Annotated in this window: 10 protein-coding genes; 2 read left to right on the top strand and 8 right to left on the bottom strand. The window is 42.7% G+C overall.

Annotated elements, in window-relative coordinates:
* Positions 1–1227 precede the first annotated feature (1227 nt).
* The 7 genes from ligA to V7K36_RS20270 all read right to left on the bottom strand — a co-directional run bounded on the left by ligA (position 1228) and on the right by V7K36_RS20270 (position 9102).
* On the bottom strand, positions 1228–3264 hold the full coding sequence (ligA, locus tag V7K36_RS20300; protein ID WP_335118664.1) for an NAD-dependent DNA ligase LigA: 2037 nt from the start codon (positions 3262–3264) through the stop codon (positions 1228–1230).
* Between the two features lie 270 nt (positions 3265–3534).
* Positions 3535–3939: a peptidoglycan-binding domain-containing protein gene (locus tag V7K36_RS20295; RefSeq protein WP_335118662.1), complete on the bottom strand. Its 405-nt coding sequence runs from the start codon at positions 3937–3939 to the stop codon at positions 3535–3537.
* A 234-nt stretch (positions 3940–4173) separates the two neighbouring features.
* Positions 4174–5532 (bottom strand): NAD(P)/FAD-dependent oxidoreductase, encoded by a 1359-nt coding sequence (locus V7K36_RS20290; protein ID WP_335118660.1) that lies wholly within the window; start codon positions 5530–5532, stop codon positions 4174–4176.
* 54 nt (positions 5533–5586) lie between these two features.
* Positions 5587–5832 carry a hypothetical protein gene (locus V7K36_RS20285; RefSeq protein WP_334826899.1) on the bottom strand — a complete coding sequence of 82 codons (246 nt, stop codon included), beginning with the start codon at positions 5830–5832 and terminating at the stop codon, positions 5587–5589.
* A 38-nt stretch (positions 5833–5870) separates the two neighbouring features.
* Complete coding sequence (locus tag V7K36_RS20280) at positions 5871–6536, bottom strand: cytochrome c oxidase subunit 3 (RefSeq protein WP_335118658.1); 666 nt, start codon at positions 6534–6536, stop codon at positions 5871–5873.
* Positions 6537–6542: 6 nt separating this feature from the next.
* A complete protein-coding gene (gene ctaD, locus V7K36_RS20275; RefSeq protein WP_335118656.1) occupies positions 6543–8198 on the bottom strand; it encodes a cytochrome c oxidase subunit I in 1656 nt (551 codons plus the stop codon).
* Positions 8188–9102: a cytochrome c oxidase subunit II gene (locus V7K36_RS20270; protein ID WP_335118654.1), complete on the bottom strand. Its 915-nt coding sequence runs from the start codon at positions 9100–9102 to the stop codon at positions 8188–8190. The genes ctaD and V7K36_RS20270 overlap by 11 nt, the downstream gene beginning before the upstream one ends.
* 587 nt (positions 9103–9689) lie before the next feature.
* Between V7K36_RS20270 and V7K36_RS20265 the strand changes: the two genes are divergently transcribed.
* Positions 9690–9917: a hypothetical protein gene (locus tag V7K36_RS20265; protein ID WP_335118652.1), complete on the top strand. Its 228-nt coding sequence runs from the start codon at positions 9690–9692 to the stop codon at positions 9915–9917.
* A 518-nt stretch (positions 9918–10435) separates the two neighbouring features.
* Here the strand turns inward: V7K36_RS20265 and V7K36_RS20260 are convergent.
* Complete coding sequence (locus V7K36_RS20260; protein ID WP_335118650.1) at positions 10436–10699, bottom strand: hypothetical protein; 264 nt, start codon at positions 10697–10699, stop codon at positions 10436–10438.
* A gap of 1556 nt (positions 10700–12255) precedes the next feature.
* Between V7K36_RS20260 and V7K36_RS20255 the strand changes: the two genes are divergently transcribed.
* A complete protein-coding gene (locus V7K36_RS20255) occupies positions 12256–15324 on the top strand; it encodes a peptidase domain-containing ABC transporter (protein WP_442948488.1) in 3069 nt (1022 codons plus the stop codon).
* The last annotated feature ends 90 nt before the right edge of the window (positions 15325–15414 follow it).

The following is a 15414-nucleotide window of genomic DNA, read 5'->3' as shown; positions in this document are numbered from 1 at the left end:
GCGACTAGAAGTCGCGGCTACACAAGCAAAGTCCACCTCCGTGGACTAATGCAAAATCAAGGGTTTTCTAACCCGCGTAACCGGATTTTACCGGGAGCATCTTAGTTTTGCAAATACACCATAGGAGAAACAATACTCCTGCTCCCTCTCCTTAATAAGGAGAGGGCTGGGGTGAGGTTTAGGCTTCCGACGAAAGTGAGATGCCCCCGATTTTACCCATATAGCCGTGATTTATAATCGCCAGGATACACGAAAATAAACTTTTAAAACATCCTCTTATATTTACAGCAGATTGCAACAAGCGCCTTTGTACAGATTATTGTAAGGGCACAACATTGTTGTGCCCCTACCTGTGTACCTCATTTACCTGAAAAACGCTGTATGCAATTCTAACCAGGAATTATAAATTATTCGGTCAAATAATATGAAATACTAAATACAAATATTGCTAAGAGAACAGGAATCATTTTACTAAAGTCTATTCGCTTTTTTTGAACCATTTCTAAACAAGACATCGGAATCATCAGAGGCCAGAAGATAGTTGTTACCATAAACATCACAACCGATAAAAATTTATCTTCGGGAGTGGAAACAGGATGACGTAGGAAAAATATTAACCAATTGCTTAAAAAATAGCATGTCATTAACAGATAACCAATAGTTAAAGTCAGTTGTATCTGATTCACTGTGAGTACTCCTGAAGTTATGTGAGCTTCACCAAACATCATCCGTACAAAGTTATAACATATACAGTCGTCAACTTACCCCCTCTCCTTGCGCTACGGTATACATACAAGTGCTTTCTGAACGCAATTTCCGGTTAAGTGTCATAGCCCCTAAGAAACCTCACCCTGGTTTTACGTAGTAAAACCTGTCCCTCTCCTTAGTAAGGAGAGGGATTAAAGATAGGACAGGGTGAGGTTTTGGAGGATTTTGGGTAATCAGATAATTTGTGTCTACACCGGAGGACAAGGAGAGGGGGTAAGGTTGAAAAATGTACGTTAATGCAAACGAGAAGCGCTATAGCGCAGCGTAAAGCTTTCTCTTCTCCCAAGGTGAGACGCTGTTCGCGTTCGAGAGGCTTGTCTGAGACACGCTGCGCTAGGAATTGCGAATTATTTTATAGCGGTTCTCAGTTGAGTGAGGTACAAAAACCCCACCCCCAACCCCCTAAGAGCAAGCGAAGAGGGGACTATGATGTACCTCATATGATTAGGAAACGCTATATCAATCTTCAACCATCTCCAAAAATTGCGCCTCGCTTAACTGCGTAATTCCCAAAGAGAGCGCTTTTTCTAACTTAGAACCGGCATCTTCTCCTAATACCAAATAATCTGTTTTTTTACTCACTGAATCTGTCACTTTTCCCCCAGCTTTTTGAATCAAAGCCTTCACCTCATCTCGCTTTAAGGTTGGCAATGTTCCCGTAATTACAAAAGTTTTACCTGCAAACTTTTGATTACTATCACCAACTGTTTTTGTTTCCTCTGTGGCAGCTAATTGCAATCCTTCTGCTTGCAAGCGTTCTATCAACATTTGGTTGGCATCAATCCGAAACCACTGGTACACAGATTGGGCAATTTCAGCACCAATACCATAAATTCCTGCAATATCTGATTGCTTTGCTGTAGCTAACTGGTCTACAGTGAAGTATTTCTGAGTCAACAATTGGGCATTCACACTGCCAACGTGACGGATGCCTAAACCATACAATACCCTTGACCAAGGTTGATTTTTCGATTGTGCGATCGCATCTACCAATTTCTCTGCCGACTTTTTCCCCATCCTTTCCAATTCAGATAACTTCTCTGCTGTCAACTCATATAAATCGGCAACGGAATGTACCAAACCTTTATCAACGAATTGATACACTAACTTTTCCCCGATGCCTTTAATATCCAAGGCGTCACGACTTACCCAATGTTCAATGGAACCTTTAAGAATCGCTGCACAGGAAGCATTGACGCACCGAGTCACCGCCTCACCTGATTCTCGCACCACAGATTGACCGCAGACTGGGCAATGGGTGGGCATAATGAAGGGTTCGGTGTCAGTGGGACGGAGTTCTTTTAATACCCTCACCACTTCTGGGATGATTTCCCCAGCTTTGCGGACAATCACAGTATCGCCAATGCGGATGTCTAATTGAGCAATGCGATCGCTGTTATGTAAAGTTGCGCGGGAAACTGTTGTTCCCGCCAGTTGCACAGGGCGCATCTCTGCTAACGGCGTTAACGCCCCTGTTCGTCCCACATTCACAGCAATATTTTCCACACGAGTCGGCGCTTCTTCGGCTGCGTACTTCAAAGCGATCGCCCAGCGAGGAAATTTCTGTGTAAACCCTAGCTGTTCCTGAAGTTTAAAAGAATTCAGCTTCACTACTACCCCATCAGTCATATAGGGTAAATTCAGCCGTTCCGTATCCCAGTATTCATAATATTCTGCCACTTCTGCGATCGAGGCAGAGAGTTTGTGGTTGCGGTTGACTGGAAAACCCATCTTTTTCAACAACTCCAACGCTTGCCATTGGGTATTGGCAATACTGGTATCATCTCTACCAGGAATGTGCAAAGTGTAGCCAAAGAAATCTAACCGCCGTTTAGCGACAATGCGGGAGTCTAGTTGCCTGAGTGTACCAGCTGCGGCATTGCGGGGATTGGCAAATAATTGCTCACCTGCTTTTTGCCTTTCCTCGTTAATTTGTTTAAATACTTCCAAAGGCAAAAACGCCTCACCTCGCACTTCCACCCTTTCTAGAATTTCTAACCCTTCAAAATTCAAACGCAAGGGAATTGAGCGAATTGTCCGCACATTTTGAGTGATATCTTCACCCATTACCCCATCACCTCTAGTTGTGCCTCTAACTAGAATGCCATCTTGGTAGGTAAGAGCCAAAGCAGAACCATCAATTTTGAGTTCAGTGACATATTCCACTGAGTCCATTTTAGATACTTGTCGCCGCCAACGCTGATCCCACCCTTGCAACTCATCGATATTAAACGCATTCTCCAGACTGTACAAGGGGATATTGTGCCGCACCGAAGTAAACTGCGTATGTTTAAGCTCACCCACGCGCTGAGTCGGACTATCGGGTGCTGTCAACTCTGGATATTGAATTTCCAGTTGTTGCAATTCTCGATATAGCTGGTCATAGACTGCATCCTCCATAATTGGAGCATCTAGGACGTAATAAGCATAGCTAGCTTGTTGCAATAACTGGCGCAATTCTTCTGTGCGCTTTACTTCCGGCTTAATCTGTGTCATTTTTATAAGAAGAATTCAGAACTCAGGAGTCAGAATTCAGTATGAATTCTGTACGACTGGATGATAGCGCAGCGTAGCTCATCCTGGAGTGTGTGAATATTGGTTGAAACCGTAATTCACTTCATTTCACTACGCGCTTTCGCCCCTGGTGGTCACTGAGCTTTGCCCAAGTGTAGGCGAAACACTATTAAATATTCCTCCTGATTGAAACTCTATCCCTTTATAGGTAAAGTACTCACCAATTCTGAATTCTGTATTATGACCCCTGATCTATTTCATAGATGCCATAGTCCGGCGTCCAATTATTCCGTCTGCTCTTAACCCTTTAGACATCTGAAATTTCATCACGGCTGAACGTGTATGGTGATCAAAGACACCATTCACATTTCCAGTATAGAATCCTTGCTGCTTTAAAGAATTCTGAGCAGTTTTGACTGCCTCTCCTGTGCTACCTACTCTCAGTACATCACTATGGTTTGCCATACTATTAGACCTGTGATTGGCATGAACCTTTTGCATAGCATTAGGCTTTTTCATAGTGTTGCCCTGCGGCATATTTTGAGCAACGTAGGAAGCAGTAGTCGGATTGTGGTTTTTATTATTGGTTAAAGAGTAAGCAGGCATAGCAGTAGCTAAAGTCAAGGCAGGAAGCAAAGCAAGTACTTTCCAATTCATCTTTTTGTTCCTTGTAACTATGAGAATTCTGACAATGTTGATCAGAAGAGTCATCCTCATAAGGGTTAGTGCCTTATAGTGATTCTTCTCCGTAGACTCTGGTGTGTGGGTTTTGTATAGAGTGAGCCTATTTTTTAACCCAGAGCTTTAGCATCACACGTTATATTGACAGAGCTATGGCAACATTGTGACGAAAGCATGACAAAATTCTTTAGAATTGTGTCGCACAATACCTTACTCCTCATCGCCTAACATTTTTAATAATTTTCTGGCAGCTAAAACGCCCAGAACTCCAGCACCAACTAATTCCACCGCTTGCACCACTTTTTTCCCTACATCTTGAGGGTCGAGGTGGTGATGAAAAATTTTCTCATCCACCCATTCAGTTGTGGCTTTGAAATCATGAATTGCTGTTGGCAATAGCGTTAAATAAGCCGCTTGACGGATTAAATGTGCGGATTCGCCTGCAACTTCAAAAACATTGAATAAGTTAGCAGCAGCATCATTTATCCCCAATTTCAAGAGAGTTCCACGGATGTTAATTTTAGCAGGTTTGAGGTCTTTTTCCAAGGCTAATGCTTTCAAATTACTGGCAATATTAGCCCCTTGTTGATAAGCCACTTGAGCTGTAGGTGGTAGCGAATTATCCTGAACTACTGTACAATCACCACCTGCAAAAACTTCTGGAAAGTCGAGCAATTGCATAGTAGGAGTAACTAGGAGGCGATCGCTATGATCCCGATGTTCTTTGGAAATTGCTAAATCTTTAATCAGTGGATGGGTGGAAGTCCCAGCTGTCCAAATTGTAGTATGTGTTGCTAATGTCTCGATTTGCTGATTGCGCTTATATTCAATTGTGTTGGGACGAACAGCAGTGGCTTCTGCTTCCGTGAGTATTTCAATTGGCACAGTGCGTTTCTTCAATTCCCGTTCGGCAATTTCACTTAAGGGGTCATTAATATCACCATTGAGGATTTGTTTACCGTGATTGAGCAGTATCACGCGAATTTCATTCTGATTGCCTCCCAACGCGGTATACCAATGAGGGAGGAAATCAGCTAAAGTTGCTGCCATTTCTACACCAGAAGCACCACCACCAACCACAACTACTGTTAACAGTTTTCGGCGTTGTTCTAAATCTTCGGTTTGCACTGCTCGTTGTAAACAATCGCGTAAATGCCGCTCAAGAGCGATCGCATCTTCTTGCGTCCAGAAAGGAAAGGCATTTTCTTTGGCTCCCTCAACTTGATGATAGCCAGTAACGCTACCCAAAGCTAATACTAAGTTGCTGTAATTGTAGGAGTTACCCGAAGTTAATTTGACTGCCTTTTGATCCAAGTCTATCGACTGCACTGTATCTTGAACAAAGATGACACCACTACCTTTAAGTAATTCCGAAAAACGTGGTACTACTTGGAAAGTATCCATCTCGCCATCGAAATATTCATAGAGTAACGGCTTAAAACAAAAGCGCTCGTCTTTATCAATCAAAATAACAGAGCGAGGATAATGTCCGTGAGCTAAGTGCAAAGCTGTAAATAGCCCGGTAAAGCCACCACCGACAATCACAGTTTGATAAACTGGGCTGTTCATAAAATCCCTTCCAAATATTGTGAAATCAGAATGTTCAATTAATCAAAGCTTCTACTATAGCAATAAAAACAAAGCAATCAAACTAGCGCTGAGGATCACAGCCAATCCAATAGCGTATTCAACTCTCCGACTAAAAAATCCCACAGCAGCAACCAGGGCGATCGCTAGCCCGATAATGCCTATATATTGCTCTTTTTGTAACCCCTGTGCAATTAGTGGGTCTTTACCTGGTGGTGGAGTTTCTTGAACTGCTTTTGGAGCGAGTTCTGAGGCTGGCATTTCTTGGAAGAATAAATTCATAAAGTTACTCCTGAAAATACTTGGTTAACTGAAGATTTTCATGTCCGCCAAAGATAGAGAAGCGAGAAAAGGAAGACCCAAACTACATCAACAAAGTGCCAAAACAGAGTAGTCGCACTTGTACCGAAGTGAGTCTTATTATAGTTGCCTGGAATGAATGAGCGAATCAGCATAATTATCTGAAGCACAACACCAGCCAGAACGTGTAGACCGTGGAAGCCTGTTAGTAAGTAAAATGTGGAACCAACTAATCCTGTAGTCAGCTTGAAATCGAGATTTTTCCACTCAATTAATAGACCAATTAGAAAGTAGGTTCCCATTGCGATCGTTATCAGCCATAGCCAGCGAAATTTACTGAGTTGATTACGCTTGAGAGCATTTTCTGCTGGTTGAATAACAAAGCTGCTAGAAAGTAATACTACCGTATTAATAATCACAAAGGTAGACAATTCTGGCCCAGAAATACCGGGTGGTAGCCAGTTAGTAGTATTCAGTCGCAGAACAACATAAGTAAAGATAAAACTCAAAAAGATGATGCTCTCTGACAGCAAGAACACACTAAACCCGAACATCCCTTTACCATGATGATCTTCATGACTCCCACCACCACTTGGCAGAAAGCGCTGCAACCAATTTGGTAGGCGTCGCCCCCACTCTTCAAAACGGATCGGACTTTCATCTAAATGAATGGTGCGACGTTGCATAACTCCTTACTCACCGTTATCAGAATTTTTTATTACTGAGTATTTTGGATCGCCATAGTCATAAGGGGGTCTTGTGACAATCGGAATCTCTGCAAAGTTATCTCGCAAAGGTGGTGAACTGGTTGTCCATTCCAATCCAGTAGCGTGCCAAGGATTATCAACCGCCCTTGGCCCGTATAGCCAAGAACCGACAATATTGGCAATAAAGGGCAGAGTAGATACTCCCAGCAAGAATGCCGCTAGACTAACGATGACGTTCAATCCTTGATACCGTGGATCGTAGGAAGAAACTCGGCGCAACATCCCTTGCAAACCTAACGGGTGCATGGCAAAAAACGTAATATTGGCAGGAATAAAGGTCAGCCAAAAATGCAGCTTGCCCCAGCCTTCAGCGTACATCCTTCCAGTTATTTTGGGAAACCAGAAATAAATGGCTGCGAAGATTGCCATCGTGATCGTGTTGAAGACGATGTAATGGAAGTGACCCACCACAAAATAGGTGTTGTTGACGTGAATATCAAATGGCGTTGCGGCAAGCATAACACCAGTAACGCCACCGAAAATAAACATGGCTGCACTTCCCATTGCAAATAGCATTGGTGTTTCTAAATGCAGCTTGCTTTTCCAGATAGTGGCAGTCCAAGCAAATGCCTTCACACCTGTAGGTATGGCAACCAGCATCGAAGTAAACATAAAAGTCATCCGCATCCAGCCAGGGGTGCCACTGGTGAACATATGATGCACCCAAACGAAGATGCTAAGAAAAGCAATACCTAAAGTGGCGATCGCAACTGACCGATAACCAAACAAAGGATTCCGGGAAAAGGCTGGCAGAATCTCCGCAATAATACCGAAGGCTGGTAGCGCCATGATATAAACTGCCGGGTGAGAATAGAACCAGAATAAATGCTGGTAGATGATGGGATCGCCATTTTCTTCAGGTTTGAAGAATTGAGTACCGAAAGCGAGGTCAAACAACAGCAGTATCAATGCACCTGTCAAGGCTGGTAAGTTAATCAACTGCAACAACTGGGCGCTGAAAACCGACCAAACAAACACAGGCATCCGAAAAAACGTCATCCCTGGCGCTCGCATCCAAAAGATGGTAGTCACAAAATTCACAGCCCCCATGATCGAGGAAATGCCGATCAATATTAGACTGACGATCCAAACGAATTCACCGTTAATTAGTTGACCGGGCGGAAATTGTAAACTGACTGGTGGATAAGACCACCAACCTGCCTGTGCAGTCCCATTAGGTAGTAAGAAGCTAGATATTAGCAAAATACCTGCTGGTGGCAGAATCCAAAAAGAGATGGCATTAAGTAAAGGGAACGCCATATCGCGCGCTCCAATCATTAACGGCACTAAGTAGTTAGAAAGTCCGGCGTTGAACGGGATAATCCACAGGAAAATCATGATCGTGCCGTGCATGGTGAACAAGCCGTTGTAAAGGGGGCGGTCAACCACATTGGATTCGGGGGTCAGCAGTTCGGCACGAATGATCATCGCCAACAGCCCGCCAATCAGGAAGAAAATAAACGTCATCACCATGTATTGAACACCGATCACCTTATGGTCGGTGCTGAAGCTGAAATATTGCCGCCAGCCATCAACAGGCTCTTTCTGGTCGGCGATCGCTTCACTAAATTCATGTGTCATTACTTACCTTCCTTTCATTCGCTACGGCGCTTGGAGTGGGTACGACAGTGTACCAACCGCTTTTAAATAATATCTTTGGTGGTTGGATATGTTCGGCAACTGCCTGATTTTTTATAGTCGTTGGTTCGCTAGCCGTTTGAGTAAGCCACTGGTTATACGCTTCAGGGGATTCAACGTATACATCCGCCTCCATCAAGGCAAAGTAAGTACCACTAAATTGAGAATCTTTCAGCTTATATTTTCCTGTACGAGTAGGCGTTAGCACAATGTCAATGTCGCGTTTGGGGATTATATCCTGTTTTAAGCGGAACTCAGGGACGTAGAAACCGTGGATTACATCTTGTGCGTGCATATTCAAGCGGGTGCTACGATTTACTTTTAGGTGTAATTCGTTACTGCTAACATTATTTGGATAGCGGAAAGACCACTCCCACTGTTTAGCGAAAACATCAATAGTTTCAGAAGCAGGTTTGGGAACGTCGCTCACTATTGCAGCATTAGCTGATTCTGACGGCAGATGCAAATGCACGATTTGTCCCAAACCCAAGATATTTAATTGCTGATAAATATGGAAGCTTTGAAAAGCAATCCACAACACCAGCAGAGTCGGGGTTGCTGTCCAGATAATTTCTAGCCTGACATCGCCTCTAGAAGGGTGTCCTTCGCTGTAGTCATCCTTGGATGCACGAAAGAAAAGTACCGAATACACCATCATGCCAACCAGCCCAAGCAAGATGAAAGCTCCAATTGAAACTAAGAAGCTAAACAAATCATCTACTTTTTTTGCTTCTGCGGTGGCTTCAAGAGGCATCCAGGAGTAAGCTTGCTGTCCAATCCAATGGCTGATAACGAGCAGTACTGCAATATAACCAGCTATTAGTAAATATTCTAAAAATCTAAACATAGCAATTTTCCGCAAGTGACCAACCCCAAATAGTATGATAATTCAACGTTGGCTGCACAGATCGTTTACGAAAAATTGGGTCTAATATGATATCCGCCAGATTACCCATAATAAAAGAACCCCTCTCCGCTCTTCGGGCTACCGTGTATACACAAGTCTAGTTGGGAATCAAATGGACAGAAAAGAACGGAAAATTATTTTTAAAATCCTTGATTTTCCGTTATGCCTCTATCAATAATCTGACACTATTGATAATCAACTTGATCAAATCAAAACCTTGCCCATTAAGGCTTGTATCTTACCAGGCAAGGATTTTAGGACTTGTGTATACACCGTAGGCTCTTCGGGAGGGGAGACAAAGCATAGCTTTGGCGGGGGTGGGGTTCTTCGGGTTTAATAAGCAATCAAGCGGACATGATATAAAGCGTCCCCCTGGAAAGGGGGACGCTTAAACCGTCGTTTATCTAAATCTCAAAAAGAAAGCAGGAATAGAGCCAAAGCTAGAAATAAATTAGGTAGCAGTCTAACGACTTGGTAGCGATTGGTATTGCGTTAAAACGTAAAAGTAAAGTAAATACCTCCACTTGTTGTTTAAAATAAATGTACATAACCAACTTTCATCTCTAGTTATTAATAATAAATATCTCAAAGCCTTATTCTTTCTAGAAACTAGCCTGACTACGAGACTGGCGATCGCTCCCTTGTCCGCAGACATCGCACCCCATAAGTTAGTCACAGAGATATTTATGCAGTTTTCAGAGATGCCTTGTCGCAATAAATATACTTGGCAAAGTTGCTCTTTCTACAGTCAGTAAACCAAAAAGTTTTTGATAAGTCTTAGAGGTTGAATGAACAAGTCTAATTTATTACTTACCGGGCGACTGGAAGTCACACGCCAGTTGCTCATGGGGGAAACCCCCAAGACCGCACTGGCTTGGCTATACAGACAAAACTCACCGACCTGGGTTAAAAACCTTGCTTTTTCGTTAGTCCACGGAGGAAGACGAAAGTTTGTGTAGTAGCGAATTCTATGAGACTGTTGGCGAATTGATAGGGGGTCCAACCCCTCAGCCTGAATCCATCTTAATTTCTTTAATCTTCAGTGCGTTTTAACGCACTTTAGCTATTAGCCCGCAATTTATTGCAGGGCGGGAAAGCAACGCCAAACTAAGGTTTTAGGGGTGGGGGGTTTAACAAGAGAGTGAATTCGCCAACAGTCTCATTCTATTCGCCCAATACTTTTCAAACATCCTCTTACCATGCAGACATTTCAGCTAAATACAGAGATATCACCAAACAACCTTAAGTTGAGTATTTTAGGCGATACCCCTAGCTAGCTGAAAGCAGTAAGCGCTAGCCCGGCCGTCAGACTTATCGCTCTATTCCCAATGGTGAATACTTCTGATTCACGATGGCTGAAACCGATGTTTTTACGTTGGTTTTCAAAAGCTTGTGGTTTACTGACACTCCTAGAGGTATTGTCCAGTTCATCTGCGTAGAAATCTCTATGTGCCACTTGCTGTGTTTCGATTTTGATTGGTTCTTCTCTGGGAAAAAAGGTATGGTTGCGGGAACTTACTAATACAGCAGATTGCAATAAGCACCTCTGTACAGATTATTGTAAGAGCACAACATTGTTGTGCCCCTACCTGTGTACCTCATTTACCTGAAAAACACTGTATGTGTGCTTGATCACAATATTAATGTGTTTAACCTCACTGCTGATTAAAACAACTTAGTATATTAAAGAATACGCGCCGTTATGACTCACACCGCACTACTCTAGGTTGCCTAGCTGTTTAAAAATTTAATGTATGAATGGGTTTTAAATATATCTTTTTTTGGCTAAAAATAATCTCTGAGGTGATTTTCCCGAAAATTTCCTGAATAAAGTCCTAAAATATTCAAATTTGAACTTGATCAGTGTAAGCTAAATATGTGAATATCATGATCGCAAATCTATTTTAATCACTTGCATTTATTCCGCTAAACGAGGTATAATCCAAACGTTAAATGACTTGCCAGATGTTCCCTTAAAGGTACTACTACATACGGCAGTAAAAGGATTCACTCTAGAATCTTCCAAGTGAACTTAAGCAATATTTGTTTAAGTGTAATTTTGCTTGATTATTCAGGAGGTAGGAGGCAGGAAGCACCCACGCCGAACAACACCAGATAGTCCACTTGAGCAAAGCCCAAGACCGCACTGGCCCTTTTGCATATCGGGCTACGCGTCTCGATATAATTATTTTGATACTAGTGCGGCTTTAAATCCACAACTTAAGTTTCGGTTAATACTTCTTTCCTTTTGCCCTCTGCCTTTGTTCGTAAAAGCTCCCAAAGTAGTTATGATGTGCTTTCTAGTTCTTATTGTCTTCTACTTCCTGTAGCCTACCGAAAACTAGCTTTTTAGTATTCAAGGTTACTTTTATTGAGACTAAGGCTATCCCTGTGTTATTCCCCTAGACTCGTAAAATACTAGCGGAATAACACCGGGTGATAATTGCACATTGTGTAGATATCTAATTAACCTTGTAGGGTTAATTAGATGTGCAGTTGTGGTCTTTTTGCTGTCAAGCTTTGATCACACCGCTGCAATGGATTACGTTTGCCGATAATTTACAAATCATATAATCTATGCAATTATGTCACACCATTTTAGTCAAGAGAAGGCTGTTAAAAAGTTAGGGATGTCTGAAATCAGTCTTTTAATGCTTTTTCTGGATCAGGTCTTGTTTAAGAGCATGAAAGCTAATTTTCAATCAATATCTGGATCTAGAAAAAATTGTCGGAGTTGGTGATTGAGAACTGGAAGAATTTGCGTAGCGATCGCTACACTCACAAAATTCTGATGTGAAAATAATTCTTCTCAATCACCAATTACCCAGGCCGCTGATTGTCAAAATGAGCGAGCCATATTTGTGTGAACTATTTTGATGGAGTTAGTTGATGTTTACCTTAAATGTAAATGTAGCTAAACAAAAATACCTTGTATGTAAAAGAAAGATGGTTTCTTACCATGCTTTTCGTCCCAACATTACTCCAAGGAGGCTTGGAGCTTCCTGCATGAAAATATGGTATTTAACAATACTTTTAATTAATTTTTGTATCTGATTCAGACTAATAACTAAATTCTATTGTGGAGATTAGAAAATGCCACCAATGCTTTCTGGGCAAGATGTGGGTGAAAGGCTCTTGTACACCTTGGGTACAAAGCTTTCAGAAAAAGAATTACAGAACTTCCTAGCAGAAATGGAGATTGTAGAGCCACCAGTAGCAAAGCAGTTCTGGCAATCTGCACAGACGAATCCTGGTATCTACATCATCCTTACAGGTAAAGTCCGACTGTTGGATAGCTCTGAGAATTTAATCACTACCTTTGGTGCATGGTCTGTTTTTGGAGAATTGACTCTGTTTCCCGAAGCTAACTTTAGTCCTTATGTAGTCAGAGCTTCGACAAACCTAAAACTTGGCTATTTTAGGCAAGAGGCATTGCAAATATTAATAGAGAAATATCCTAACATTCGCGATCGCCTATACGCCCGTGCAGAACTTTGGGATTTGCTATTGTTATGTCGGCAAATCTCGCAATTTCCGTCCCATACATCACAAGTTCCAGGAATGCTCAAAGCCTTATCTCTGTTTGAGCGACAGCAGCTAGAAACTGGCTTTGTAAGTCCAGAAATATCCCAAAATTCCCAGTTGTGGCTATTGTACAGAGGTCAACTGCGGCATTCTGAAGGCCATTCTTTGACACCAGGTACAATCTTTGCCCAATCAGAACAAGGAGATTGGCAAGCAACACAACTAACAATTGCTTACATTCTGAAAAACGACCATAGACAAACAGCATTAGAATACTTCCCGGAGTTGGGGGAGTGGGGAGTAGGGAGTGGGGAGTGGGGCCAGAAGTGGGGAGTGGGGAGTGGGGAAAAAACTTCCCCATCTCCAAAATCTAAAATTATTCCTTTTCCCCAACGAGTTCAACAGCCACAACAACAGCCAAAAAACTCACGTTTTTACTTTCCTAGTCCAAAGGTACAAATAGGGCATTGGTGGAAACGCATCACCAAGAGCTATCCCTTCTATGCCCAACAAAGTGCTGCCGATTGTGGCTCTGCTTGCTTGGTGATGATTGGTAACTATTGGGACAAGCATTTTAGTATCAATCGCCTGCGGGATATGACCAACGTCAGCCGCAACGGTGCATCTCTAAAGGCCATGGCAGCAACAGCAGAAAACCTGGGTTTTGCCACCCGTCCGGTGAAAGCCACTCTTGAGAAATTAGCAGAACAACCTTTACCTGCGATTGCCCACTGGGAAGGCAAACACTTCATTGTTGTCTATGAAATAACGAAAAAGCGGGTGATTGTATGTGACCCGGCTCTTGGTCAACGCAGCTTGACAAAAGCTGAATTTCAAGCAAGTTGGAGTGGTTATGCATTGTTACTCCAACCTACAGCCCTATTAAAAGACACTAAAAACGAAAGTAGAACCTTCTGGAAGTTTTTTGAGTTAATCAAACCTCACTATCGGACACTATTTGAAATCTTTATCGCTTCGATAGTAATCCAATTATTTGGACTGGTAACGCCAGTATTCACCCAGTTGTTGCTCGACAGAGTACTTGTGCAACGTAGTGTTACAACCTTAAACGCCATTGGTGTGGGAATGATTGTTTTTGGGTTGTTTGGTGTCGCTGTCAACGGTCTACGGCAATATCTCCTATTTCATACTGCTAACCGCGTTAGCATTGCCCTACTCGTAGGTTTTATCAAACATACCTTCCGCTTACCCCTTTCCTATTTTGAGTCGCGTTACGTTGGGGATATAGTCTCGCGCATCCAAGAAAACCAGAAAATTCAGCAATTCCTTACCGGTCAGACACTCTCCATCATCTTGGATATGCTGACATTAGTGGTTTATCTGTCCTTGATGTTCTCCTATAGCTGGCGGATGTCATTATTCGTGCTGTGTACTATACCACCATTTTTTATCTTGGCGCTGGCTAGCACAAGTATTTTGCGCCGCATCTCCAGAGAGATTTTCAATGCAGGCACCAAAGAACAAAGCTATCTCATCGAATCCCTCAGTGGAATTCGTACCGTCCGCTCATTAGCAATTGAACAGACGGTGCGCTGGCATTGGGAGGAATTACTGAATGATTTGGTTAAAAAAGGCTTTAATGCTCAGATAATCGGCAATCGTCTGCAAATTATCAGTGGTGTCATCCAAACCTTTGTCAATACTGCATTGATGTGGTATGGAGCGACGCAAGTAATTAATGGCGAACTGACTATTGGACAATTAGTTGCTTTCAATATGTTGGTGGGTAACGTCTTGAGTCCTTTCCAACGGCTGGCTATGCTGTGGAATCAATTGCAAGAAATCGTGATTTCCACCGAACGCATTAATGATGTGTTGGAGGCGGAACCAGAAGAAGATTTAGAAACTAAACCCCGGAAGTTGTTGGGTAAACTCCACGGTAATATTCGCTTTCAGAATGTCACCTTTCGCTATCACTCAGAAACTGAGACTAACGTACTAGAAAATCTGAACTTTGAAATCCAGGCGGAACAGATGGTAGCAGTAGTGGGGCGGAGCGGTTCTGGAAAAACAACCCTCAGTAAATTGATTTTAGGTTTATACCCACCGACAGATGGCAAAGTACTCATTGATGGTCATGACATCACGAGTGTTATGTTGCGATCGCTCCGTTCTCAAATCGGCGTTGTAGATCAAGATACTTTTTTGTTTGGTGGGACTATTCGTGAAAACATTGCGATCGCCCATCCAGATGCCTGTTTAGAAGAAATTATCCAAGCAGCAAAATACGCCGGAGCCGATGAATTTATTCAAAAACTACCGATGGGTTACGAATCCCAAATTGGTGAAGGCGGCGGAATGCTCTCTGGTGGACAGCGCCAACGCCTAGCGATCGCTCGGGCTTTGCTCGGAAATCCTCGGTTATTACTATTTGATGAAGCCACCAGCCACCTAGATTCCGAATCTGAAAGAATTATTCAAAACAACCTCAAAACAATTCTTCAAGGGCGCACAAGTGTAATCATTGCCCATCGCCTCTCTACAGTCCGCAACGCTGACTTGATCCTGGTTTTAGATCAAGGCGTTTTGGTAGAAAGCGGCACCCACGACGAATTAATCGTTAAAAAAGGTCATTATTACTACCTGAATCAACAACAACTGGCTCAAGTTAGTTGAGATTGGGCATGGGGCATGGGGCATTGCTATTTCTCCCCCACTCCCTACTCCCTACTCCCCACTCCCCATTACCCCTTATCCCCAGAGGGG

This window comes from Nostoc sp. (assembly GCF_036919555.1).
In the GTDB taxonomy this organism is placed as follows: domain Bacteria; phylum Cyanobacteriota; class Cyanobacteriia; order Cyanobacteriales; family Nostocaceae; genus Nostoc.
This window is presented reverse-complemented; position numbering and strand designations above follow the sequence as displayed.

Excerpts from the sequence above, each read along its gene's own strand:
- V7K36_RS20270 (WP_335118654.1), bottom strand. The coding sequence starts at position 9,102 with ATGTTTAGATTTTTAGAATATTTACTAATAGCTGGTTATATTGCAGTA.
- V7K36_RS20290 (WP_335118660.1), bottom strand. The coding sequence starts at position 5,532 with ATGAACAGCCCAGTTTATCAAACTGTGATTGTCGGTGGTGGCTTTACC.
- V7K36_RS20255 (WP_442948488.1), top strand. The coding sequence starts at position 12,256 with ATGCCACCAATGCTTTCTGGGCAAGATGTGGGTGAAAGGCTCTTGTAC.
- ligA (WP_335118664.1), bottom strand. The coding sequence starts at position 3,264 with ATGACACAGATTAAGCCGGAAGTAAAGCGCACAGAAGAATTGCGCCAG.
- V7K36_RS20285 (WP_334826899.1), bottom strand. The coding sequence starts at position 5,832 with ATGAATTTATTCTTCCAAGAAATGCCAGCCTCAGAACTCGCTCCAAAA.
- V7K36_RS20295 (WP_335118662.1), bottom strand. The coding sequence starts at position 3,939 with ATGAATTGGAAAGTACTTGCTTTGCTTCCTGCCTTGACTTTAGCTACT.
- ctaD (WP_335118656.1), bottom strand. The coding sequence starts at position 8,198 with ATGACACATGAATTTAGTGAAGCGATCGCCGACCAGAAAGAGCCTGTT.
- V7K36_RS20280 (WP_335118658.1), bottom strand. The coding sequence starts at position 6,536 with ATGCAACGTCGCACCATTCATTTAGATGAAAGTCCGATCCGTTTTGAA.